This is a genomic window from Actinoplanes sp. NPDC026619 (assembly GCF_040638295.1).
Lineage (GTDB): Bacteria > Actinomycetota > Actinomycetes > Mycobacteriales > Micromonosporaceae > Actinoplanes.
Genome location: NZ_JBEZYA010000007.1, coordinates 116,862 through 140,354 on the forward strand (window position 1 = coordinate 116,862; position 23,493 = coordinate 140,354).

At 69.8% G+C, this 23,493-nt stretch carries 23 protein-coding genes; 20 read left to right on the plus strand and 3 right to left on the minus strand.

Going from position 1 to position 23,493, the window contains the following annotated elements; translation table 11 throughout:
• Positions 1–322: 322 nt before the first annotated feature.
• The 7 genes from folP to AB0E90_RS17460 all read left to right on the plus strand — a co-directional run bounded on the left by folP (position 323) and on the right by AB0E90_RS17460 (position 4,738).
• Complete coding sequence (gene folP / locus AB0E90_RS17430) at positions 323–1,132, plus strand: dihydropteroate synthase (protein ID WP_360406559.1); 810 nt, start codon at positions 323–325, stop codon at positions 1,130–1,132.
• The gene (gene folB / locus AB0E90_RS17435) at positions 1,129–1,482 is read left to right on the plus strand and encodes a dihydroneopterin aldolase (protein WP_360405815.1); all 354 of its coding nucleotides are present in this window, start codon (positions 1,129–1,131) and stop codon (positions 1,480–1,482) included. Before folP ends, folB begins: the two co-directional genes overlap by 4 nt.
• Entirely contained in the window at positions 1,479–2,006 is a 528-nt protein-coding gene (gene folK, locus AB0E90_RS17440; RefSeq protein WP_360405818.1) for a 2-amino-4-hydroxy-6-hydroxymethyldihydropteridine diphosphokinase, read from the plus strand. The genes folB and folK overlap by 4 nt, the downstream gene beginning before the upstream one ends.
• Positions 2,003–2,512, plus strand: a complete 510-nt coding sequence (locus AB0E90_RS17445) for a DUF3180 domain-containing protein (RefSeq protein ID WP_360405821.1) — start codon at positions 2,003–2,005, stop codon at positions 2,510–2,512. Before folK ends, AB0E90_RS17445 begins: the two co-directional genes overlap by 4 nt.
• A gap of 125 nt (positions 2,513–2,637) precedes the next feature.
• The gene (locus tag AB0E90_RS17450; protein WP_360405824.1) at positions 2,638–3,858 is read left to right on the plus strand and encodes an ABC transporter permease; all 1,221 of its coding nucleotides are present in this window, start codon (positions 2,638–2,640) and stop codon (positions 3,856–3,858) included.
• 28 nt (positions 3,859–3,886) lie between these two features.
• The gene (locus AB0E90_RS17455; RefSeq protein WP_360405827.1) at positions 3,887–4,189 is read left to right on the plus strand and encodes a hypothetical protein; all 303 of its coding nucleotides are present in this window, start codon (positions 3,887–3,889) and stop codon (positions 4,187–4,189) included.
• Between the two features lie 57 nt (positions 4,190–4,246).
• The gene (locus tag AB0E90_RS17460) at positions 4,247–4,738 is read left to right on the plus strand and encodes a hypothetical protein (protein ID WP_360405830.1); all 492 of its coding nucleotides are present in this window, start codon (positions 4,247–4,249) and stop codon (positions 4,736–4,738) included.
• Between the two features lie 42 nt (positions 4,739–4,780).
• Here the strand turns inward: AB0E90_RS17460 and AB0E90_RS17465 are convergent, their stop codons facing one another.
• Entirely contained in the window at positions 4,781–5,794 is a 1,014-nt protein-coding gene (locus tag AB0E90_RS17465; RefSeq protein WP_360405833.1) for an ABC transporter ATP-binding protein, read from the minus strand.
• A gap of 2 nt (positions 5,795–5,796) precedes the next feature.
• Between AB0E90_RS17465 and AB0E90_RS17470 the strand changes: the two genes are divergently transcribed.
• The 4 genes from AB0E90_RS17470 (at position 5,797) to AB0E90_RS17485 (ending at position 10,305) form a co-directional block, all read left to right on the plus strand.
• Complete coding sequence (locus AB0E90_RS17470; protein ID WP_360405836.1) at positions 5,797–6,519, plus strand: ABC transporter permease; 723 nt, start codon at positions 5,797–5,799, stop codon at positions 6,517–6,519.
• Between the two features lie 76 nt (positions 6,520–6,595).
• The gene (locus AB0E90_RS17475; protein WP_360405839.1) at positions 6,596–7,309 is read left to right on the plus strand and encodes an ABC transporter permease; all 714 of its coding nucleotides are present in this window, start codon (positions 6,596–6,598) and stop codon (positions 7,307–7,309) included.
• A gap of 132 nt (positions 7,310–7,441) precedes the next feature.
• On the plus strand, positions 7,442–8,437 hold the full coding sequence (locus AB0E90_RS17480) for a glycine betaine ABC transporter substrate-binding protein (RefSeq protein WP_360405842.1): 996 nt from the start codon (positions 7,442–7,444) through the stop codon (positions 8,435–8,437).
• 92 nt (positions 8,438–8,529) lie between these two features.
• A complete protein-coding gene (locus tag AB0E90_RS17485; RefSeq protein ID WP_360405845.1) occupies positions 8,530–10,305 on the plus strand; it encodes a hypothetical protein in 1,776 nt (591 codons plus the stop codon).
• A 3-nt stretch (positions 10,306–10,308) separates the two neighbouring features.
• Here AB0E90_RS17485 and AB0E90_RS17490 read toward each other — a convergent pair whose 3' ends face one another.
• Both AB0E90_RS17490 and AB0E90_RS17495 read right to left on the minus strand, forming a co-directional pair.
• Positions 10,309–11,433, minus strand: coding sequence for an NADH-quinone oxidoreductase subunit D (locus AB0E90_RS17490; RefSeq protein ID WP_360406562.1), 1,125 nt, complete (start codon positions 11,431–11,433; stop codon positions 10,309–10,311).
• A 17-nt stretch (positions 11,434–11,450) separates the two neighbouring features.
• The gene (locus AB0E90_RS17495; RefSeq protein ID WP_360406565.1) at positions 11,451–12,407 is read right to left on the minus strand and encodes an SAM-dependent methyltransferase; all 957 of its coding nucleotides are present in this window, start codon (positions 12,405–12,407) and stop codon (positions 11,451–11,453) included.
• Between the two features lie 139 nt (positions 12,408–12,546).
• Between AB0E90_RS17495 and AB0E90_RS17500 the strand changes: the two genes are divergently transcribed.
• The 9 genes from AB0E90_RS17500 to AB0E90_RS17540 all read left to right on the plus strand — a co-directional run bounded on the left by AB0E90_RS17500 (position 12,547) and on the right by AB0E90_RS17540 (position 23,491).
• A complete protein-coding gene (locus AB0E90_RS17500) occupies positions 12,547–13,419 on the plus strand; it encodes a Rossmann-like and DUF2520 domain-containing protein (protein ID WP_360405848.1) in 873 nt (290 codons plus the stop codon).
• Positions 13,416–14,276: a pantoate--beta-alanine ligase gene (gene panC, locus AB0E90_RS17505; RefSeq protein ID WP_360405851.1), complete on the plus strand. Its 861-nt coding sequence runs from the start codon at positions 13,416–13,418 to the stop codon at positions 14,274–14,276. The genes AB0E90_RS17500 and panC overlap by 4 nt, the downstream gene beginning before the upstream one ends.
• Before the next feature lie 62 nt (positions 14,277–14,338).
• A complete protein-coding gene (locus tag AB0E90_RS17510) occupies positions 14,339–15,250 on the plus strand; it encodes a septum formation family protein (protein ID WP_360405854.1) in 912 nt (303 codons plus the stop codon).
• 61 nt (positions 15,251–15,311) lie between these two features.
• The gene (locus AB0E90_RS17515) at positions 15,312–16,955 is read left to right on the plus strand and encodes an L-aspartate oxidase (protein WP_360405857.1); all 1,644 of its coding nucleotides are present in this window, start codon (positions 15,312–15,314) and stop codon (positions 16,953–16,955) included.
• Positions 16,952–17,803: a carboxylating nicotinate-nucleotide diphosphorylase gene (gene nadC, locus AB0E90_RS17520; protein ID WP_360405860.1), complete on the plus strand. Its 852-nt coding sequence runs from the start codon at positions 16,952–16,954 to the stop codon at positions 17,801–17,803. Before AB0E90_RS17515 ends, nadC begins: the two co-directional genes overlap by 4 nt.
• Positions 17,804–18,565 carry a type III pantothenate kinase gene (locus tag AB0E90_RS17525; protein WP_360405863.1) on the plus strand — a complete coding sequence of 254 codons (762 nt, stop codon included), beginning with the start codon at positions 17,804–17,806 and terminating at the stop codon, positions 18,563–18,565.
• Positions 18,566–18,714: 149 nt separating this feature from the next.
• Positions 18,715–20,169, plus strand: a complete 1,455-nt coding sequence (gene lysS / locus AB0E90_RS17530; RefSeq protein ID WP_360406568.1) for a lysine--tRNA ligase — start codon at positions 18,715–18,717, stop codon at positions 20,167–20,169.
• Between the two features lie 89 nt (positions 20,170–20,258).
• Positions 20,259–20,615 carry an Lsr2 family protein gene (locus tag AB0E90_RS17535; protein ID WP_360405866.1) on the plus strand — a complete coding sequence of 119 codons (357 nt, stop codon included), beginning with the start codon at positions 20,259–20,261 and terminating at the stop codon, positions 20,613–20,615.
• A gap of 353 nt (positions 20,616–20,968) precedes the next feature.
• The gene (locus AB0E90_RS17540; RefSeq protein ID WP_360405869.1) at positions 20,969–23,491 is read left to right on the plus strand and encodes an ATP-dependent Clp protease ATP-binding subunit; all 2,523 of its coding nucleotides are present in this window, start codon (positions 20,969–20,971) and stop codon (positions 23,489–23,491) included.
• Positions 23,492–23,493: the final 2 nt, after the last annotated feature.

Here is a 23,493-nt window from a genome sequence, read left to right on the forward strand (position 1 = left end):
GCTGCAGTGGTAAAGCCGCACGGCGACGCCCATATCGTGCTACTTCCAGCTCATCGCGTCGAGTGAGCCGTTCGGGCACTGCCATGCACGTCTGCTCTCTTCGGTTCCTTCATGATGCCCAGACCCGAAGAGTACGGCTCGTACTTCTTAGCTACAAGCGCCTAAACGTTACGCAAGGTAAAGGCGTGCATCTAAACGAGTTACTACACATCGTACACACGTGCGACACTGCGCCCGGCCTACCCTTGTCCCTGTGCCGACAGAGTCGAGGGATGCCCAGCTCACGGGCGTGGACCGAATCCGTAGAGATCACCCGGTCGTGATCGGAATCCTGAACGTCACGCCGGACTCCTTCTCGGACGGCGGCCGGTACGACAATGTGGCCGCGGCCGTCGAACATGGCACGGCATTGATGGCCGACGGCGCGGACATCGTGGACATCGGGGGCGAGTCGACCCGCCCCGGGGCCGAGCGAGTGGACGCCGCGACAGAAATCAAGCGCGTAGTTCCGGTAATCACAGGGCTGGCCGCGGCCGGCGTTCCGATGAGCATCGATACCACTCGTGCGGCGGTCGCGGCCGCCGCGCTCGAGGCCGGCGCCGTCGCCATCAACGACGTCTCCGGCGGCCTGGCCGACCCCCGGATGGCTGCGGTGGCCCGCGACGCCGGTTGCCCATGGATCCTGATGCATTGGCGCGGCCACTCCCGTGAGATGACCAAGCTGGCCGTTTATAACGATGTGGTCGCCGAGGTGCGGGACGAACTGCTGCAGCGGGTGGACGCGGCGGTCGCGGCCGGCGTCGACCCCGGACAGATCATTCTCGACCCGGGGCTCGGCTTCGCCAAGACCGCCGAGCACAACTGGCTGCTCACCCGCCATCTGGATGCCATCGTCGAACTGGGCTTCCCGGTGCTCTTCGCGGCCAGCCGCAAGACCTACCTGGGCCGCCTGCTGGCCGGCCCGGACGGCGCCCCACGCGCGGTGGACCGGCGGGAAGCGGCCACGCTTGCCACGTCGGTGCTGGCGGTGGCGGCCGGCGCCTGGGGAGTGCGGGTCCACGACGTCCTCGACACCGCGGATGCGCTCGCGGTCTGGCGCGCCTCCGGGCGCCCGCGACTGGAGAAGAAATGATCAAACTGACCGGCCTCCGGGCCAAGGGCCACCACGGGGTGTACGACTTCGAGCGTGCCGACGGCCAGGAGTTCGTCGTCGACGTGGTGCTCGAGCTGGACCTGACCCGGGCGGCGGCCACCGACGACGTCGCCGACACCGTGCACTACGGCGAGCTGGCCTCCGCGCTGGTCGCGGTGGTCACCGGCGAGCCGGTCAACCTGATCGAGACCCTGGCTGACCGCCTTCTCGCGGTCTGCCTGGCCGACGAGCGGGTCGACGCGGCCGAGGTGACCGTCCACAAGCCGCAGGCGCCCATCCCGCACGACTTCGCCGACGTGGCCGTCACGCTGCGCCGGAGCCGCTCGTGAGCCGGGCCGTGCTGTCGCTGGGCAGCAACCTCGGGGACCGCTACCAGAATCTCCGGCGGGCGGTCGGCGCGCTCGGTGGCAGCGTCGCGGCGGTCTCCGGCATCTACGAGACCCCGCCGTGGGGCGACGCCGACCAGCCCGCGTATCTCAACGCCGTACTCCTGGCAGTCGATCCGGAGGCCGCGCCGCGCGACTGGCTGGACCGGGCACATGCCTGCGAAGCCCGGGCCAACCGGGTGCGCGATCCGGAGCGCCGGTTCGGCCCGCGCACCCTGGACGTCGACGTGATCGCCGTCTGGGACGCCGACGACCAGCCGGTGATCTCGGACGACCCGGAGCTGACCCTGCCGCATCCGCGAGCCCATCTGCGGGCGTTCGTGTTGCGCCCGTGGATCGACATCCAGCCGTACGGGCAGTTGGCCGGGCACGGCTGGCTGACCGACCTGCTGAACGACCCGGCACTCGCCGATGACCTTGCCGGGATGACTCCGCGGCCGGATCTCCCGTTAGAGTTCGTGGTGTGAGCAGCAACCCGCAGGCGCCGAAATCGGACCCGTCACTGCGGCCGACGAGCATCTCGGTTCTGGTCGTGGCGGGCCTCGGCGCGGCCGCCCTGGGCTGGCTGCTGCTCAGCTTCACCTACCAATCGCTGCCCGAGCTGCCCTGGTCGCCGGTGATCGCGTTGTTCGTGCTGGCCATCGCCGAGGGCGCACTCGCGCAGAACACCGGCGCCCGCATCCAGCGCAAGCCCCGCACGCTCCCGGTCGACCCGCTCGCGGTGGCCCGCTACGTCGCGCTCGCCAAGGCGTCGTCACTGGTCGGCGCGCTGTCCGCGGGCTTCTCGGCGGGCCTGCTGTCCTGGCTCGCGATGGAGCCCACCGAGGCCGCGCACAGCGACCTGCCGACCGCCGGTGGTGGCCTGGTCGGCGCGGCCGCCCTGATCGGCGCCGCGCTGTGGCTGGAGCGTTCGTGCCGGATCCCGGAGCAGCCGGACAACAAGGACGAGGACGAGGCGGAGCGGCGTCGATAAAGGCACCTTTCGGCCTTGAACTGAGACCAACTCGTATCCGTATGCTCTGGGCGCGGGGCCTGAGTGCCCGGCGGGTATCGGCGTGCGTCTGGGCCGCACGGTAGACGCACACGAGGAGGCGCGCGATGGCGTACGACGAGACGACCTTCCGCCGCACTGAAGAGCCGACGACCGATCCGGCCGCGTACCGGGCGAACACCCTGGCCGCGGCCGATCAGCGCCGCCGGGCTGAGGAGATGGAGACCGCGGACACCGCGGCCGTCGATGTCCGCGAGGACGACGGGCGGGACCGCCTCGGCATCCACCTCGGCTGGGAGGTGGTGCTGCTGCTCGCCGCCGGCGCCTTCGGCTTCCTGCTCTGGCAGCTGGACAAGAACGCGTTCCAGCGGCCCGCGCTGGACAACCTGCTCATCACCGGCGCCGCGGTCGGCCTGCTCACCCTGGGCGCGGGCCTGACCCTGCGGGCCGGCGTGCCCAACCTCGCTCTCGGCCCGATCGCGCTCGGCGCCTCCCTGCACTACGCCGAGCAGGGCGACCTGGGCCTGCTCAAGGCGGGGATCCCGGCGCTGATCATCGCGGCCGCCGGGGCGGTCGCGGTCGGCCTGCTCATTCTCGTGCTGCACGTGCCCGGTTGGGTGGCCACGCTGGCCGCCGCGCTCGGCGTGATCGTCTACGACCAGCTCCGGGTGGCCCCGGAGGTGGTGCAGGGCCGCTACGACCCGACCGACCAGGCGTTCTTCCTGTTCGGCGGGTTCGCGTTGCTGGCCGTGCTGGGCGCGGCGCTCGGCACGGTGACGCCGGTGCGCCGGTGGCTGGGCGGCATGCGCTCGTCCGGCGACCAGGCCCGCCGGCGCGGTTTCGCGGTGGCGCTGCCGGTGATCGGCACGCTGGTGCTCTCCTCGGTCTTCGCGGTCGGCGCCGGCTTCCTGATCGCCGCCCAGTCGGCGGGGCCGATCGTGCCCGGCACCGGCCTGGAGTGGACCGGCATCGCGGTCGGCCTGGCACTGCTCGCCGGCACCAGCGCGTACGGACGTCGGGGTGGCATGTTCGGCACGCTCTTCGCGGTTGCCGCGTTCACCCTCTACCTCGACTGGTCCACCCGGAAGAACCTCGAGATCTCGTTGTTCGCGACGGCGGCCGCCGTGCTCGCGGCCGGCCTGATCGTGACCCGGCTGGTCGAGTCGTTCGGCCGGCCGCTGCTCCCGGCTCACGGCGACGAGTGGAACGCCGCACCGACCACCGCCGCCCAGAACTGGACGCCCGACCTGGAGAGCTGGACGCCGGCCACCACGACGGCGGCCCGCACCGACCGCTGGGACGACGGACCCTGGGGATCCAGCAGGTGACCCGAACGCCCGTCCTATGCTTGCCGACATGACCTCTCCGAGCTTCGCCGAGCTGGACGCCCTGCCCACCGAGGAGCTGCGCGAGCGCGCCTTCGGCCTGGCCCGCAAGAACCACGACGTCAAGTTCTTCTGGACGGTGATCAAGCACCTGCCGGATGCGGACGATGCCGCCGAGCTCGACGGCGCGCCGAACTCGATCGGCCCCACCATCGACGAGTACGTCGCTCTCTGGCGGGAACTGATCGGCAAGGGCGGTTACGAGGAGCACGGTTACGGCGAGCAGGAGGACCTGCTGCGGGCCGCCTTCATCGATTACGTGCAAAAGCACTGATCAAGGGCATTTACGACTGTCGTTTGAAAGGACCGCCGCGCTGGGAATTAACGGCGCATGGCTCTCGGTAACCGGTACAAATCTGCGCCTGGTGCGGGCACTCTCGCCGCACTCATACTGGTCCTTGTCTTCGGCAGCCCGTGGTATGCCGACTGGGCGAACGACAACACCAACGCCAACACGGCCGGCGGCTGGTTCTTGCGGCTGCTCGCCTGGCCGCACTGGACGTTCAACTCCAACGACTCGCTGCGCGAAATCATCGTCGGCGACCTCAAGGCGATCCTGCTGGTCGTCCTGACCGCGCTCTTCCTGTACCTGCTGCCCGGTTCGCAGCTGGCCCGGGCGCGCGGGACGATCAGCCAGTTCTTCGCCGGCTGGGCGTCGTACATCTTCGCCGGCGGCTTCGCCGCTCTTTTCACCACGCTCTTCCTGGCCAACCCGTCGCTGCTCGGCGCCTTCCAGTCGGCCGGCAACGGCGCGTCCTACGGCCTGTTCGTCGGCTGGATCGTCGGCCTGGCCACGCTCGGCGGTTACCGCGGCACCAGATGACCGTGCGGGCCGGGGCGGCACCAAAAGCCCCGGCCCAAACGCTCAGACCGACGCTTGCGCATCTTCCTTGGGTACGTCGAAAAGCGCGGCCCGGGACACCAATCCAACCGGCTTCCCGTCTTCGACCGCGACCACCTCGGTGACATCGCTCGCCAGCATGGCCGCGAGCGCATCGTAGAGCGTGCCGCCCACGTCGACGGACGGTCGCCCGTCGGTCGCCGCGCTCGCCTCGATCGGTCGCACGGCCGGCCGCAGCGGGGTCACGGCCAGCCGCCGGATGCCCCGGTCGGCGCCCACGAAGTCACCTACCGCGGCCGAGACGGGCCGGCTGAGCAGCTCGGCCGGCGGCGCGTATTGCAGCAGCCGGCCGCCCTCGGCGAGCACCGCGATCTTGTCGCCGAGCCGGACCGCCTCGTCGATGTCGTGGGTGACCAGCACGATCGTCTTGCGCACGGTGGCCTGCAGCTTGAGGAACTCCTCCTGCAGGCGGCCGCGGGCGATCGGGTCGACCGCTGAGAACGGCTCGTCCATCAGCAGCACGAGCGGGTCGGCGGCGAGTGCCCGGGCCACCCCGACGCGCTGCCGCTGGCCGCCGGAGAGCTCGTGCGGGTAGCGCTTGGCGTACCGGGACGGGTCGAGGCCGACCAGCTCGAGCAGCTCGTCGGCGCGCTCGGCCGTCCGCTTCCGGTCCCAGCCGAGCAGCTTCGGGACGGTGCCGACGTTGGCGCGGATGTTCTGGTGCGGAAACAGCCCGACGTTCTGGATCACGTAGCCGATGTGCCGGCGCAGCTCGACCGGATTGCGGTCGAGGATGTTCTGGCCGTCGATCAGGATCCGGCCCCCGGACGGCTCGATCAGCCGGTTGATCATCCGCAGGATCGTGGATTTGCCGCATCCGGACGGGCCGATCAGCACGGCCAGGTCGCCGGCACGCACCTCGAGACTGAAGTCGCCGACCGCCACCGTGCCGTCCGGGTAGGTCTTGCCGATGTTCTCCAGAGTGATCGATGCCGCGCTCGGAGCAGGCCCGGATTCGTTGATCGCGGTAGCGTCCACGTATGTCCTTCCTGTCGTGGGGCCCGGCAGCCGTCTCGCCGCTGGCCGCACCCGCCGATGACGGGCCCGGAAACCCGTGGTTCTCGTGGCAGTACGTCCACGACAATGCCGACACGATTGTCGCGAAGCTCGGCTTCCACGCCGGCATAACCGTGGAGACCGTACTCATCGCGCTGGTGGTCGCGGTGCCGCTCGCGGTCCTCGCCTACTGGATCAGACCGCTGACCGGTCCGATTCTGGCACTCTCCGGCGTTCTCTACACGATTCCGTCGCTCGCGCTGCTCGCGTTGCTGGCGCCGCTGCTGGGCGCGACCAACCGGGTGACCGTATTGATCGCCCTGGTGCTGTACGCCCTGCTGCTCGTGGTTCGTAACGCCCTGACCGGTCTGACGCAGGTGCCGGCCGAGGTCCGCGACGCCGCCGCCGGGATGGGTTACAGCCGATTCGGGCGCCTCTGGAACGTCGAGTTGCCGCTCGCCCTGCCCGGCATCGTGACCGGCCTGCGGCTGGCCACGGTCTCGACGGTGGCGTTGGTCACGATCGGCGCGATCATCGGCAACGGCGGCCTCGGTGACCTGATCATGGGCGGCTTCTGGAACAACTTCTACCGCGCCGAGATCGTCACCGGCACGATCCTCTGCATCGCCCTGGCCCTGGTCTTCGACCTGGCACTGGTCGGCCTCGGCCGGCTGCTCACGCCGTGGAGCCGGAGGCGGCTGGCATGAACGAGCGAAGCGAGCGAATCATCAGGCTCAGCGCGTTTGTGCCTCATGGCGATCCGGAGCGAAGCGGAGGATCGGTATGAGCTACTTCAAGGACGGGATCATCTGGCTCAACGATCCGTTGAACTGGACCAACCCCGGTGGCCTGCTCGACCGGCTCGGTGAGCACCTGGTGATCAGCTTCTGGGCGGTGGTGCTCGGCTGCCTGATCGGCCTGCCGCTGGGCATCTGGCTCGGTCACCGCGGCCGGGGCGGCGGCGTGGTGATCACGGTGGCCAACCTCACCCGGGCCGTGCCCACCCTGGCGCTGCTGACGATCCTCCCGCTGACCCCGCTCGGCTTCGGCAAGCTGCCGGTGATCATCGCGCTGGCCGTCTTCGCCGTGCCGCCGCTGCTGGCGAACGCCTACACCGGTCTGCGGCAGATCGACCCGGAGACCCGGGACGCGGCCCGCGGGATGGGCCTGTCCGGCGGGCAGTTGCTGCGCCGGGTCGAGCTGCCGCTCTCGGTGCCCTACCTCGCCGCCGGCCTGCGGACGGCGGCGGTGCAGGTGGTCGCGACCGCGACGCTGGCGACGTTCGTGAACGGCGGCGGTCTCGGCCAGATCATCACGGCCGGATTCGGACTCGGCATCAGCGTCGGCGGTAATCAGATCGTGGCCGGCGGCATCACTGTGGTGCTCCTCGCACTGCTGGTCGAAGGCCTCTTTGCGATCGTGGAACGCCTGGTCACGCCCCGTCCGCTGCGCAATGTGCGGCGCCGGAAGGTCGCCGTCGCCGACCCGACTGGATAACAGACCAGCAACGTTCCGGAAAGTTGTCATACCCAGCGGGTAGACCTTGCAGTGCATGCGGGCAGTGTTTGGCTGCCCGTCGGACACGCGGCATGGTCATCCTGGCCACGCCGGGACACAGAAGGCGGCGGTATGCGTCGACACCTGCTCCTGATGGCTGCCACCGCTACGGCGGCCGTCGTCACCCTCGCCGGTTGCGGCAGCGCCGGCTCCTCCGGCACGGAAGCTCCGGCCTCGTCGGCCGCCGGCGCGGGCTGTGCCCCGGTCACCGGCGACAAGTTGGTCGTCCTCACCGACGACAAGGCGCTCCAGAACACCGACAACGTCATCCCGGCGATCAACAAGAAGGCGTCCTCGCCGCAGCTGATCGCCGCGCTCGACAAGGTCTCGGCGGCGCTCGACACGACCAAGCTGATCGACCTGAACAAGGCGGTCGACGTCGACCGCAAGTCGTCCAAGACGGCGGCTCAGGAATTCGTGACGGCCAACAACCTCACGACCGGCCTCGAGAAGGGCCCGGGCGGCAACATCACCGTCGGCGCCGCGAACTTCAGCGAGTCGGCCACCCTGGGCGAGATCTACGCTCTCGCGCTCACCGGGGCCGGCTACACCGTCAAGGTGCAGCAGATCGGCAACCGCGAGCTGTACGAGCCGGCCCTGGAGAAGGGCGAGATCGCGGTGGTCCCCGAATATGCCGCCACCCTGGCCACGTTCCTGCAGGGCAAGGTCGACAAGGCCGGCAAGGACCCGTCCTCGACCGACCTGACCACCACGGTGACCAACCTGACCGCCCTCGGCGAGAAGGTCGGCCTGGTCTTCGGCAAGGCGTCCGAGGCGCAGGACCAGAACGCGTTCGCCACCACGACGGCCTTCGCCGACAAGTACAGCGTGAAGACCCTCTCCGACCTGGCCACCAAGTGCTCGGGCGCGGCGACCATCCTCGGTGGCCCGGCCGAGTGCCCGCAGCGGCCGAAGTGCCAGCAGGGCCTCGTCGACGTCTACAACTTCCAGGCCGGAAAGTTTTCCACTCTGGACTCGGGCGGCCCGCTCACCAAGACCGCGCTGAAGAACGGCACGATCAGCGTCGGCCTGGTGTTCAGCTCGGACGGCGCGCTCGCGGCCGGCTAACGAATTGATGGAATAACGCCGGGTTTCGACCACTTCGAAGCCCGGCGTTTGACCATTTCGCCCCTGGCCCAGGTTCGGTAACGTGGGCGCCCATGCCGGAGAAGGACCCCGGGGCTGTCCCCAGCTCTCGACTGCTCCGCGGCCTGATCTGGGCGGGCGTGCTGCTCGCCCCGCTGGCCGCGGTTGTCGTGCTGCTCGGCCAAAGCTCCAACTCGGTGCGCTTCGCCGTGCTGCTGATCGCGGTGAGCGTTGTGCTGGTCGGCTCGTCCGTGCTCGTCCGCAACGACCCGGAGCTGCAACGCGGCGACGTGGAGGACCGCGTCGCCGAGGAGGTCCAGGCCCTGCGCGCGCAGTTACGCGCCGAGTTCGGCCGCCCCGCCGCCGCGCCCGCACCCGCGCCGGTGGCGTCCGGCTTCTTCCAGGACGCCCCGATGGGCGACGACCCGTTCCCGGCCGCCCCGTCACCGCGCCGCCCCGACCCGGCCTTCGCCAGCGGCGGCCGCGCGAGCGTCCCAGCCCCGGCAGCAGCGGCAGCCGTGGTCCCCCCGACACCACCCGGCCCCGGCTTCAACGGCCCCGGCTCGGGCTTCAATGGCCCCGGTCCCAACGGCATGGGCTCCGGCGGCTTTGAGCCGGGCTCGGGTGCGTCCGGGCCCGGATTCGGTCCAAACGGGCACCGCGAGCCCGGCATGTCCGCGGGTGACCGACGCGAGCCCGGCATGTCCGCGGGTGACCGACGCGAGCCCGGCATGTCCGCGGGTGACCGACGCGAGCCAGGCATGTCTACCGGCGACCGCCGCGAGCCCGGCGCGACCAGTGGCAGTCGCCCGGTTGCCGCCGCGGCCTCGGCTGCCATCCCGCGCCAGCGCGGTGCCGCCTCGGTTCCGGTGCCGCCGTCACCGCCGCCACGCGCTTCGGCCGCGGTCCGCCCGGCCGGCGCCCAATACGGCCGGCCGGAAAGCCTGGACGGCGACTTCGGCGCCAGCGACGGCTACGCCGTCGTCCCGCCGGGCGCGAACGGCAACGCCTACCCGGCCCAGCCCAGCGGCACCTACGGCACGGCCACGGTGAACGGTTCGGATTACGGCACGTCGTCGGCCGACGGTTACGGCACGGGTTCGGTCAACGGTTCCGGCTATGGCGCGCCGTCGGCCGACCGTTCCGGTTACGACGCCCCCGACGACGGATACGGCCCGGCAGGCAACTACGCCGCCGCGGATGGCTACGGCGTCGACTACGGCTACGGCGGCACGAACGGCCCGTCCGGCGAGGACTACGCCTACGGATCGGGCGGCAACGGCCACGGTCTGGCGAGTGGCGGCTACGGCCACCCCAGCAACGTCTACGGCCAGGCCGCCAACGGCGTCGGTCCCGGCGGCAACGGCTTCGAGCCGCAGGCCAACGGATTCGGCCCGCAGGGTGGCGGCTTCGAGCCGCAGGCCAATGGGTTCGCCCCGCAGAGCAACGGCTTCGAGCCGCAGGTCAACGGGTTTGACCCGGAGGGCGGCGGCTTCGGCCCGGAGAGTGGTGGCTTCGAGGCGGACGGCAACGCCTACCCGGATGCTGACGGTTACGGCCTGGTCGGCGGCTACGACCCGCAAGCCGCGAGCGACCCCAGCTACCGCGCGAAGCGGCACCGCCCCTCGGCGAACGACACCAACATCGGCACGATGGCCGACTTCGCCGAGTACGACGGCTGGCAGCCCGACGAGCGCTATGCGCAGCAGGACGAGCGCTTTGCACAGCAGGGCGAGCCTTATACGCAGCCGGATGAGCGCTACGCGCAGCCCGACGACCGTTACGCCCAGCCGGACCCGCGTTACGCCCAGCCCGACGAGCGCTACGTGCAGGGTTACGGCCGCCGCTGACGGCTACTTGTCGATGTCGCCGACGACGAAGAACATCGACCCGAGAATGGCGATCAGGTCGGGCACCAGGCAGCCGGGGATCAGCGTGGCGAGCGCCTGCACGTTCGCGTAGGACGCGGTGCGCATCTTCATTCGCCACGGCGTCTTCTCGCCCCGCGACACCAGGTAATAGCCGTTGATGCCGAGCGGGTTCTCGGTCCACGCGTACGTGTGGCCCTCGGGCGCCTTGACCACCTTGGGCAGCCGCACGTTGACCGGCCCGGAGATCTTGTCGACCCGGTCCAGGCATTCTTCGGCGAGGTCGAGCGACACGTACGCCTGATCGAGCAGAACCTCGAACCGCGCGTGACAATCGCCGGATTTCTTCGTGACCACCGGGACGTTCAGCTGGTCGTACGCCAAATAGGGCTCGTCGCGCCGCAGGTCGAAGTCGAGCCCGGAGGCCCGTGCCACCGGCCCGGACGCGCCGTAGGCAGCGGCCTGGGCCGCGGTGAGCACCCCGACCCCGACGGTGCGGGCGAGGAAGATGTCGTTCTTGCGGATCACGTGGTCGAGGTCGGGCAGCCGCTTGCGGACCGTCTTGATGGCCTGCCGGGCGCGCACGGTCCACCCGGCCGGCACTTCTTCCTTGACCCCGCCGACCCGGTTGAACATGAAATGCATCCGGCCGCCGGTGGCTTCCTCCATGACCGCCTGGAGGGTTTCCCGCTCGCGGAACGCGTAGAACATCGGCGTGATCGCGCCGATCTCGAGCGGGTAGGAGCCGAGGAACATCAGGTGGTTGAGCACCCGGTTCAGCTCGGCCATCGCGGTGCGCAGCCAGATCGCGCGTTCTGGCACCTCGATGCCCATCAGCCGCTCGACGGCCAGCGCCACCCCGAGCTCGTTGGAGAAGGCGGACAGCCAGTCGTGCCGGTTGGCCAGCATGATGATCTGCCGGTAGTCGCGCACCTCGAACAGTTTCTCGGCGCCGCGGTGCATGTATCCGACGATCGGCTCGCAGGCGACCACCCGCTCACCGTCGAGGGTGAGCTTGAGCCGTAGCACGCCGTGCGTGGACGGATGCTGCGGCCCGATGTTCAGCACCATGTCCGCCGTGTCGAGCCCGGCACCGGTCCCGACGGTCATCTCCCGCAGCGCGTCCGTCACAGGAGCATGCTCCCACGTTCTTCTATCCCGACCGTGTGCAGCAGCCACCAGTGTCCGCCGAGGCCGGCCGGCTCGATCAGCTCGGCGGCGGCGCCGGCCGCGGCGAGCGCGCGCACATATCCGGCCGGGTCACGACGAGCAAGATCAAGAGAGGGCCGGGCGCCGTCGATCCCGAGCGCTTTCAGCGCCTCCCGCTGGGTGATCATCCGGTACGGCGTTCCGGCCGCGACCGCCACCGCGTCCATCGCCACGTGCGCGGTGACATCGCAGCTGCCGTCCGGCACCGGAGTCACCTGCCGGCCGTCCCGGAAGCCGGTGAGCGTCCCGAACGCGGGCCGGTCGGCCCGCAGATGCCCGTAGTCGACGGCCAGCGCGCAGCCCCGCCGCACCTGGTCGACCGCGTCCGCCCAGGCCGCGTCCCGGGGCCAGCCGATCTCGGCCCGCCCTGGGTGCGGCCACCAGCGGCTGAGCCAGAACTCCTCGGCGGCGTCGGCCGCCCCGCCGAGCGTCTCGTCGCCGGTGGCCGGGTCGACCAGCACCTTCCGCCGCCGGCCGTGATCGTCGATGTCGACCACGTCGAGCGGCACGTTGTCCAGCCACTCGGTGGCGAGCAGCAGCCCGACGATGTCGCCGGGGATGTCCGGCCGCCAGCGGATCGCCCGGTCGAGCGTCGCCGGCCGCGGCGCCACCTCGACCGCGGTGCACCGGACCCGCGCGGCGAGCTCGGCCGGCAGCAGTTGCCGGAGCGTGGTGAGCAGCTCGCCCCGGCCGGCGCCGACGTCGACGAGCTGGAAGACCGTAGGCCGGCCCAGGGCCGTGTCGACCCGCTCGACCAGGCGGGCGAGGGCTCCCGCGAACAGCGGCGACGCGTGCACGCTGGTGCGGAAATGCTGGTCCGGCCCGGTGGTGCCGCGCGTGAAGAAACCAGCCGGCCCGTACAGCCCGGCGGTCATCGCCGTGCGCCACCCCGTCACACCGACACCTTAGGCCCCGTCGCGGCCGTGCAGTTGTTCACACGTGGTTGTCACGAGCGTGTTACGGGCACGCATACTTGCGATCGACCGGTACCCCTCTCGAGGACTGGATCCGCACATGAGCGCTATGCAGCGCACGCTGACCGTCGGCGTAGTCGGCGCCGGACGGGTGGGCGCCGTGGTGGGCGCCGCTCTGAACGCAGCCGGCCATCGGGTCGTGGCCGCGGCCGCGGTCTCCGCCGCCTCCCGTGATCGGGCCGCCCGCCTGTTGCCGGACGCCGCGATCCTGCCCGCCGCCGAGGTGGCCCGCGCCGCCGACGACCTGCTGCTGCTGGCCGTCCCGGACGACGCCCTCGGTGACCTGATCGCCGGCCTGGCCGCCACCGGCTCGCTTCGCCCCGGCCAGATCGTGGCGCACACCTCCGGCGCTCACGGACTGGCCGTTCTGGGCGATGTGAACGGCATGGCCCTGCACCCCGCGATGACGTTCACCGGCGCCGACGCCGACCTGGAGCGGCTGCCCGGCATCGCGTGGGGCGTCACCACCCCGGACCGGGCGTTCGCCACCCGGCTCGTCGCCGACCTGGGCGGCGTCCCGGAGTGGATCGCCGAGGACAACCGGCCGCTCTATCACGCGGCCCTGGCGCACGGCGCCAATCACCTGGTCACGCTGGTCAACGAGGCCGCCGACCTGCTGCGCGCGGCCGGTGTCGAGGACGCCGAGCGGGTCCTCGGCCCGCTGCTGCGGGCCGCGCTGGACAACGCGCTGCGGCTCGGCGACGCGGCCCTGACCGGCCCGGTCTCCCGCGGCGACGCCGGCACCGTGGCCAAGCACCTGGACCGGATGCCCGTCGAGGCCGCCGGCACCTATCTGGCGATGGCCCGCCGCACCGCGGACCGGGCGATCGCCTCCGGCCGCCTGCGCCCGCAGGATGCCACGCTGCTGATGGACGTCCTGTCCCGAGCCACGACGGTGGGGAGCGCCCGATGACCGAGGTAATCCACACCCGGGCGCAGCTCGCGTCGGAGCTGGCCGGAGTGCCCGGCCGGATCGCGGTCGTGATGACCATGGGCGCGCTGCACGAGGGCCATCGCGCGCTGATGCGAGCGGCCCGGGAACGATCCGAGTTCGTGCTGGTCACGATCTTCGTGAACCCGCTGCAGTTCGGCCCGGCCGAGGACTTCGAGAAGTACCCCCGCACCCTGGAGGCGGACGTCGAGGCGTGCCGGGCCGAGGGCGTGGCGGTGGTCTTCGCGCCCAGCCGCGACGAGGTCTATCCGGGTGGGCCGCCGCAGGTGACGATGAACGCCGGTCCGATCGGGGAGCTCCTCGAGGGCGCCAGCCGGCCGGGCCACTTCGCCGGCATGCTCACGGTGGTCGAGAAGCTGCTGATGCTGACCCGGGCGGATGTCGCGTTCTTCGGCGAGAAGGACTTCCAGCAATTGGCGCTGATCCGGCGAATGGTGCGTGACCTGGAGCTGGAGGTCGAGATCGTCGGCGTCCCGACCGTACGCGAGCCGGATGGTCTGGCCATGTCCAGCCGCAACCGGTTCCTCTCGCCGGCCGAGCGTCAGGCGGCGCTCGCGCTCTCCCGGGCCCTGCGGCTGGGCGCGGCCGAGACCGACCCGGAATCGGCCCTGGCGACCGCCACCAAGATCCTCGAAGAAGAGCCGTCGGTCCGGGTCGACTACCTCGCTGTCATGTCGCTCGACCTGGGCCCGGTGCCGGCCGAAGGTCCGGCTCGCCTGCTGGTGGCCGCGAAGCTCGGTACCACCCGACTGATCGACAACGTCCCGCTGACGCTCCGCGGCGGAGCGCTCCCCGGCGTACAGAAAACGGGTTTTTAGTCTTTGGGTTCTCAAATCCCCCATATGCTCGGAATTCCGGATGGAATGGGGGAGTGGCGGTCATGCGACACCGGATGGGCATCCGGCTGGGGGGTTTGGTTGCCCTGGTAGCGGTGGTTGCTGGGTGTGCCGCTCCCGGCGGGGTCGATGGTGATCTCACCAACGGATGGGCCGCGATGGGGCCGGCCACCGCCTTCGAGCCCGCGGCCGGGACCTGCCATGGGGCCAACTTCAGCGCGGTCGGGGCTCGGGCCACCTATGACGAGATCGGCTGCACGCTCCGGCACCGGACCGAGACCGTCTACGTCGGCACCTACGAGTCGCCCGCCGCCGATGCCGAGTCGCCGCCCGCCGAAGGATCGGCCGGCGCCGCGTCCGCCTACAACGTCTGCGACGAGAAGACGTCCACCTATCTCGGCGGATCCTGGCGCAACGCTCGCATCTGGATCGGCGTCACCCATCCGACCCAGGCGGCCTGGACCGGCGGATCCCGGTGGTTCCGCTGCGAGGCCGTCGAGCTCAGCTCGGTCGAGGACGACGGTGGCCTGGTGCAGCGGGCCGGCAGCCTGCGGGGCGTGCTCGCCGACGGGACCTCCGAGCTGCTGCTGACCTGCTACGCGGTGGCCCAGGACAGTGCCGGGGCGATCGCCAGCATGCCGGGGGTGACCTGCGACGCCAAGCACAACGCCGAGTTCGTCGGGATCTGGTTCGCGAAGGGCCTGGCCTACCCGAAGGACGACGCCACCTGGGCGAAGTTCCACGACGGGTGCCGCGGGCTGATCGCCACCTACGTCAATGTCCCGAACGACGCCGACCTGCAATATCGCACCGGCGTGGTGTCGCTGCCCGGGAACACGGACGTATGGGCGCTCGGCGATTTCGGCGTACGCTGCTATCTCTGGCTGGACGGCACCGAGTTGAAGTCGACCCTGAAGGGCAAAGGGGTCAAGAGCCTCCCCATCCAGTACAAGTAATGCCCACCACTGAGCCTGCCCCCGCGGTGGGCCCCACGCACCGGCGGGGTGTACTGAGCAGATGTCACTTCTCGCCGATCTTCCGGAGCTTCCGCGCCGGCTCGCCGCCGCCGATCCGGGCTGGAGCGAGACCACTGACGTGCTGGTCGTGGGCTCCGGTGTGGCCGGGCTGACCGCCGCTCTCCACCTGCGTGAGCAGGGGCTGCACGTCACGGTGGTCACCAAGGTGAACATCGACGACGGTTCCACGCGCTGGGCGCAGGGCGGGATCGCCGCGGTTCTCGACCCGCTGGACACGCCGGCCGCGCACGCCAACGACACCGAGATCGCCGGCGTCGGCCTCTGCGATCCGGCGGCGGTGCGGGTGCTGGTCGAGGAAGGACCGGCGCGGGTCCGTGAGCTGATGCGGATCGGCGCCGAGTTCGACCGCAACGCCGACGGCTCGTTGATGCTGACCCGCGAGGGCGGGCACCGGGCCGACCGGATCGTGCACGCCGGCGGCGACGCGACCGGAGCCGAGGTGCAGCGCGCGCTGCACGAGGCGGTGCGGCGCGATCCGTGGATCCGGCTGGTCGAGCACGCGCTCGTGCTCGATCTGCTGCGTGGCGCGGACGGCCGGGCCTGCGGCATCACCCTGCACGTGCTGGGCGAGGGCTCGGCGGACGGGGTGGGCGCGATCCTGGCCCGCGCGGTGGTGCTCGCCACCGGCGGGATGGGGCAGATCTACTCGTCCACCACCAACCCCCCGGTGTCCACCGGCGACGGCGTGGCGCTCGCGATGCGGGCCGGCGCGGTCGTCACCGACGTGGAGTTCGTGCAGTTCCACCCGACGTCGTTCGTGAGCGCGGCGGTCACCTCGGTGCAGCGGCCGCTGATCTCCGAGGCGCTGCGGGGCGAGGGCGCCTACCTGGTCGACGAGTCCGGCAAGCGGTTCATGGTGGGTCAGCACGAGCTGGCCGAGCTGGCCCCGCGGGACGTGGTCGCCAAGGGCATCCACCGGGTGCTGCTGGCCACCGGCGCCGACCACGTCTACCTCGACGCCCGGCACCTGGGGCGGGAGTTCCTCGAGCACCGGTTCCCGACGATCGTCGCCTCGACCCGGTCGGCCGGCGTCGATCCGGCCGTCGACCTCATCCCGGTCGCGCCGGCCGCGCATTACGCCTCCGGCGGGGTGCGCACCGACCTGCACGGCCGCACCAGCATCGCCGGGCTCTACGCCTGCGGTGAGGTGGCCTGCACCGGCGTGCACGGCGCCAACCGGCTGGCCAGCAACTCGCTGCTGGAGGGTCTGGTGTTCGCCCGGCGGATCGCCGACGACATCGGCCGCGACCTGCCGCCGCAGGCGGATCCCGTGTTCAAGGAAGAGCCGGCCTGGGTGATCGATCCGACGATCCGCGCCGACCTGCAGCGGGCGATGACCCGCGGCGCCGGCGTGCTGCGCTCGGCCGATTCGCTGGACGGCACCGCCAAGGAACTCGCCCGCCTGGCCGAGCAGCGCACCACCCCGCACAACGCGGCCTGGGAGGCGACCAACCTGCTGACCGTGGCGTCGGCGCTGGTGGCCTCGGCGAGCGTCCGGCGCGAGACACGCGGCTGCCACTGGCGCGAAGACTTCCCGGTGGCCGAGGACGAGTGGCGCGGGCACCTGCTCGACGGCATCGGCCCGACCGGCCGGCTCACCCAGACCTTCGAGGAGATGGCATGACTCTCGACCCCGATGAGGTGCAGCGGATCGTCTTCACCGCGCTCGGCGAGGACCTGGGCGATCCGCCGCGCGACGTGACCAGCGAGGCCACCATTCCGCCGCGGCAGGGCGACACGGCCGAGCTGGTGGCCCGGGCCGACGGCGTGGTCGCCGGTCTGGCGGTGGCGGCCGAGGTCTTCGCGGCCACCTCCGGCGGCACGACGCGCTTCGAGGCAAAGATCAAGGACGGTGATCGGGTACGCCGTGGCGACGTGCTCGCCGTGATCACCGGGCCGACCCGCTCGCTGCTGACCGCCGAGCGCACCGCACTCAACCTGCTGTGCCGGATGTCCGGCGTGGCCACCCACACCCGCAAGTGGGCCGACGCTCTCGAGGGCACCAAGGCGACCGTGCTGGACACCCGCAAGACCACCCCGGGGCTGCGCGCGCTGGAGAAGTACGCGGTGCGGGCCGGCGGCGGCACGAACAAGCGGATGGGCCTGTACGACGTCGCCATGATCAAGGACAACCACAAGCTGGCGGCGGGCAGCATCACCGCGGCGTACCGGCTGGTGCGGGAGAAGTTCCCGGACGTTCCGGTGCAGGTCGAGGTGACCACGCTGGCCGAGGCGGTCGAAGCGGTCGAGGCCGGCGCCGACTTTCTGCTCTGCGACAACATGACGCCGGCCCTGCTCGCCGAGGTCGTCGCGGCGGTCGGCGACCGGGTGGAGCTCGAGGCGACCGGAAATCTCACACTGGAAACGGTGGAGGCCTACGCGGCGACCGGTGTGGACTATCTCTCGGTGGGTGGCCTGACACACTCATCGCCGATCCTGGACATCGCTATGGACCTTCGAACGAGGCCGTAAATGCTGCTCTGCATCGACATCGGTAACACCAACACCGTGCTGGCGACCTTCGACGGCGACAAGCTGGTGCACAACTGGCGGATCAAGACCGATGCCCGGTCGACCGCCGACGAACTCGGGCTGATGTTCCGCGGGCTGCTGGCCGGCGACGCCGTCGAGGTCACCGGGGTGGCCGCGTGTTCGACGGTGCCGGCCGCCCTGCGCAGCCTGCGCACCATGCTGGCCCGCTACTACGGCGATCTGCCCAACGTGATCGTCGAGCCGGGCGTGAAGACCGGGGTGCAGCTGGCCATCGACAATCCGAAGGAGGTGGGCGCCGACCGGGTGGTCAACACCCTGGCCGCGCACGCTCTCTACGGCGGACCGTCGATCGTGGTCGACTTCGGCACCACCACCAACTTCGACGTGATCAGCGCGAAGGGCGAGTTCCTCGGCGGGGCGTTCGCACCGGGCATCGAGATCTCCTTCGACGCACTCGCCGCCCGCGCCGCTCAGCTGCGCAAGGTCGAGCCGGCCAAGCCGCGCTCGGTGATCGGCAAGAACACGGTCGAATGCCTGCAGTCGGGCATGTACTACGGATTTGCCGGGCAGGTCGACCGGATCGTCGAGCAGATGATCGAGGAGCTGGGCGGCAGTGTGTCCGCCGTGATCGCCACCGGCGGCCTGGCCTGGCTGGTCAAGGACGAGTGCCGCACGATCACCGCGCACGAGCCGATGATCACGCTGATCGGGCTGCGGATGGTATATGAGCGGAACGTGTGAAAGCCGCTGAGTAGGCTTTCTGCGTCCTTTCCGCGTTCCTGAACACAGAGAGCAGTGCCGTGACCGAGCAGAATGTGCCCGCAACTGAAGCTCCGCCGACTGATAGTCCAGGCTTGGGTAGCGACCCAGTCGAGGACCTTCCCGAGCAGATGCGGGTCCGCCGGTCGAAGCGGGAGCGGTTGCTCGCCGAGGGAGTCCCGCCCTACCCGGTGAACCTGCCCCGCACCGCAACTCTCAAGGAGCTCCGGGAGAAGTACGCGGAACTCCCGATCGACCACGCCACCGGCGACAAGGCGGCGATTGCCGGCCGGGTGATCTTCATCCGCAACGGCGGCAAGCTGTGCTTCGCGACCCTGCGCGACGGTGACGGCACCGAGCTGCAGGCGATGCTGTCCCTGGACAAGGTCGGCGAGCAGGCCCTGACCGACTGGAAGCACCTGGTCGACCTCGGTGACCTGGTCGGCATCCAGGGCGAGGTGATCACCAGCCGGCGCGGCGAGCTGTCCGTGCTGGCCGACTCGTGGGCGATGAGCGCCAAGTCGCTGCGCCCGTTGCCGGTCGCGCACAAGCCGCTTTCCGAGGAGACCCGGATCCGGCAGCGTTATGTCGACCTGATCGTGCGGCCGCAGGCGCGCGAGATCGTCCGGTCCCGGGCGACCGTTGTGCGGAGCCTGCGCGAGTCGCTGTTCCGGCGCAATTTCCTCGAGGTCGAAACACCAATGTTGCAGTTGCTGCACGGTGGTGCGGCGGCCCGCCCGTTTGTGACGCACAGCAACGCGCTCGACACTGATCTCTATCTGCGGATCGCGCCGGAACTGTTTTTGAAGCGCGCGGTCGTCGGTGGCATCGATCGGGTCTTCGAGATCAACCGCAACTTCCGCAATGAGGGTATGGACTCCAGTCACTCGCCCGAGTTCGCGATGCTGGAGGCGTACCAGGCGTACGCCGACTACAACGTGATGCAGCAGCAGGTTCAGGAGTGGATTCAGGAAGCCGCCTTCGCGGTCGCCGGCTCACACGTGGTGACGCACTTCGACGGCAGTGAGTTGGATCTCGGTGGGCAGTGGCGGACGATCACGTTGTTCGGTTCGCTCTCCGAGGCGCTCGGCGAAGAAGTCACGGTGCTGACCGAACGGGCACAACTGGCGGCCTACGCGGAAAAGCACGACCTTTCCGCGGACCCGAAGTGGAGCAACGGCAAGCTGGCCGAGGAGCTGTTCGAGCACCTCATCGTGCCGTCCCTGCAGGCGCCGACATTTGTGCGGGATTATCCCGAAGAGACCGCCCCACTCACCCGGGCTCACCGGGAAACTCCCGGTCTGACCGAGAAGTGGGATCTGTACGTATCCGGTTTCGAGCTGGCTACCGCATATTCCGAGTTGGTCGACCCGGTGGTGCAGCGGGAACGACTCGTCGCGCAGTCGTTGCTGGCGGCCGGTGGCGATGCCGAGGCGATGCAGCTGGACGAGGATTTCCTCCGTGCGATGGAGTACGGAATGCCGCCGACCGGCGGGATGGGAATGGGAATCGACCGGCTGTTGATGGCGCTGACCGGGCTCGGCATTCGGGAAACGATCCTGTTCCCGCTCGCTCGGCCCGAGTAATATTCGACCCGCCATTGACGTATACCGCCGCCCTGGCGTTATTGTCTTGACCGTTGCGGGAGAACCTGTGTTCGGGAGGATTGCGGCGCGTGGCCAAGCAGATCATTCACAAACTGGTCGATGACCTCGACGGCGGTGACGCCGAGGAGACCGTCAAGTTCGCGCTGGACGGCATTCAGTACGAGATCGACCTGTCGGAGAAGAACGCGATCAAATTGCGGGACGTCTTCGCTCCGTACGTGGGCGCCGGTTCCAAGGTGGCGCGCGGCGGTGTGGTCGTCGGCGGCCGGGCCGCTCGTGGCCGCGGCGGTGCGACCGCCGACCGGGAGCAGAACAAGGCGATCCGCGAGTGGGCCAAGAAGGCCGGCAAGGACATCTCCGACCGGGGTCGGATCCCGCAGGAGATCGTGGACGAGTTCCACGCCAAGGGCCCCGGACGGGGCTGAACCAGGCGTAGTGTGCCGGGCCCGTTGCGCTGTCTGCGCAACGGGCCCGCTGCTTTTTTACTCGGGCGACTCACGGGGTACGTAGAGTTATCCACAGGAGTGGAGCGGGTTGTCCACAGGCTGTGGACGCATGTCCGTCGGCGATTTCGCTGTCCGCGTACTCGTTCGAGTGGGGGAACAGCCGTCTGGCGTGCGAAGTTGGCTAAGTCAACGTTGCGGACGGTTTAGAGGGGCCACGAGGGTCCAGCAAGACCGCCGGGCGGCGATAGAGTAGGAACTAGCACAGGCATCACCGATGCCGGTGCGCTGGCCCCGCCAGTTATTGGCGCACGGCACGTGAGGAGCACGAGGGCATGTTCGAGCGGTTCACCGACCGAGCGCGACGGGTTGTCGTCCTGGCCCAAGAAGAGGCCCGGATGCTCAACCACAACTACATCGGGACCGAGCACATCCTGCTCGGCCTGATCCACGAGGGCGAGGGCGTCGCCGCCAAGGCCCTGGAAAGCCTGGGCATCTCTCTCGAGGGTGTCCGGCAGCAGGTCGAGGAGATCATCGGCCAGGGTCAGCAGGCGCCGAGCGGGCACATCCCGTTCACGCCGCGGGCGAAAAAAGTGCTGGAGCTGTCGCTGCGCGAAGCGCTGCAGCTCGGCCACAACTACATCGGCACCGAGCACATCCTGCTCGGCCTGATCCGGGAGGGCGAGGGCGTCGCCGCCCAGGTGCTGGTCAAGCTCGGCGCCGACCTCAACCGGGTCCGCCAGCAGGTGATCCAGCTGCTCTCGGGTTACCAGGGCAAGGAGCCGGCCGCGGCCGGTGCGGCCGCCGGCGAGGCAGCGCCCTCGACGAGCCTGGTCCTCGACCAGTTCGGCCGCAACCTGACCCAGGCCGCCCGCGAGGGCAAGCTCGACCCGGTCATCGGCCGGGAAAAGGAAATCGAGCGGGTCATGCAGGTGCTCTCCCGCCGCACGAAGAACAACCCGGTGCTCATCGGCGAGCCCGGCGTCGGCAAGACGGCCGTCGTCGAGGGGTTGGCGCAGTCCATCATCAAGGGCGAGGTGCCCGAGACGCTGAAGGACAAGCAGCTCTACACGCTTGACCTCGGCGCGCTGGTGGCCGGCTCGCGCTACCGCGGTGACTTCGAGGAGCGCCTGAAGAAGGTGCTCAAGGAGATCCGCACTCGCGGCGACATCATCCTGTTCATCGACGAGATCCACACGCTGGTGGGTGCGGGTGCGGCCGAGGGCGCGATCGACGCGGCCTCGATCCTCAAGCCGATGCTCGCCCGCGGCGAGCTGCAGACCATCGGCGCCACCACGCTGGACGAGTACCGCAAGCACCTGGAGAAGGACGCCGCTCTCGAGCGCCGCTTCCAGCCCATCCAGGTCGGCGAGCCGTCGCTGGCGCACACCATCGAGATCCTCAAGGGTCTCCGCGACCGCTACGAGGCGCACCACCGGATCAGCATCACCGACGCGGCCCTGGTCGCGGCGGCGACGCTGGCCGACCGGTACATCTCGGACCGCTTCCTCCCGGACAAGGCGATCGACCTGATCGACGAGGCCGGCGCCCGGATGCGCATCCGCCGGATGACCGCGCCGCCAGACCTCCGCGACTTCGACGAGCGCATCGCTCAGGTGCGTCGTGACAAGGAGTCGGCCATCGACGCGCAGGACTTCGAGCGCGCCGCCCAGCTTCGCGACAACGAGAAGCAGCTGCTCACCAAGAAGGCGCAGCGGGAGAAGGAGTGGAAGGCCGGCGACCTCGACGTCGTGTCCGAGGTCGACGACGAGCAGATCGCCGAGGTCCTGGGCAACTGGACCGGCATCCCGGTCTACAAGCTCACCGAGGAGGAGACCACTCGCCTCCTCCGCATGGAGGACGAGCTGCACAAGCGGGTCATCGGTCAGGAGGACGCGGTTCGCGCGGTCTCCAAGGCGATCCGCCGCACCCGGGCCGGCCTCAAGGACCCGAAGCGCCCCTCCGGCTCGTTCATCTTCGCCGGCCCGTCCGGTGTCGGTAAGACTGAGCTCTCCAAGGCGCTCGCCGAGTTCCTGTTCGGCTCGGAAGACGCTCTGATCCAGCTCGACATGTCCGAGTTCCACGACCGCTACACGGTGTCCCGCCTCGTCGGTGCCCCTCCCGGTTACGTCGGTTACGACGAGGGTGGCCAGCTGACTGAGAAGGTGCGCCGCAAGCCGTTCTCGGTGGTTCTCTTCGACGAGATCGAGAAGGCCCACCCGGACGTCTTCAACACGCTGCTGCAGATCCTGGAAGACGGTCGCCTGACCGACGGCCAGGGCCGCATCGTCGACTTCAAGAACACCGTCATCATCCTCACCACCAACCTGGGCACGCGTGACGTAGCCAAGGCGGTGTCGCTGGGCTTCCAGGCCTCCGAGGCCGAGGAGTCCAACTACGAGCGGATGAAGGTCAAGGTCAACGACGAGCTGAAGCAGCACTTCCGCCCGGAGTTCCTCAACCGCATCGACGACACGATCGTCTTCCACCAGCTCCGCCAGGACGAGATCCTCGAGATCGTCGACATCTTCACGGCGCGGATCGAGTCTCAGCTCAAGAACAAGGACATGGGTCTCGAGCTGACCGACAACGCCAAGAAGTACCTGGCCAAGAAGGGCTTCGACCCGGTTCTGGGTGCTCGGCCGCTGCGCCGGACCATCCAGCGTGACCTGGAAGACACCCTGTCCGAGCAGATCCTCTTCAACGAGCTCCGCCCGGGGCAGATCGTTGTGGTGGATTGCGAGGGCGACCCGGACAACATCGAGAAGTCCAAGTTGGTCTTCCGTGGGGCTGACCGTGGGGTCTCGGTTCCGGATGCTGTTCCGGCCGATCTTGGGGCTACCGCTACTGAGGAGTAATC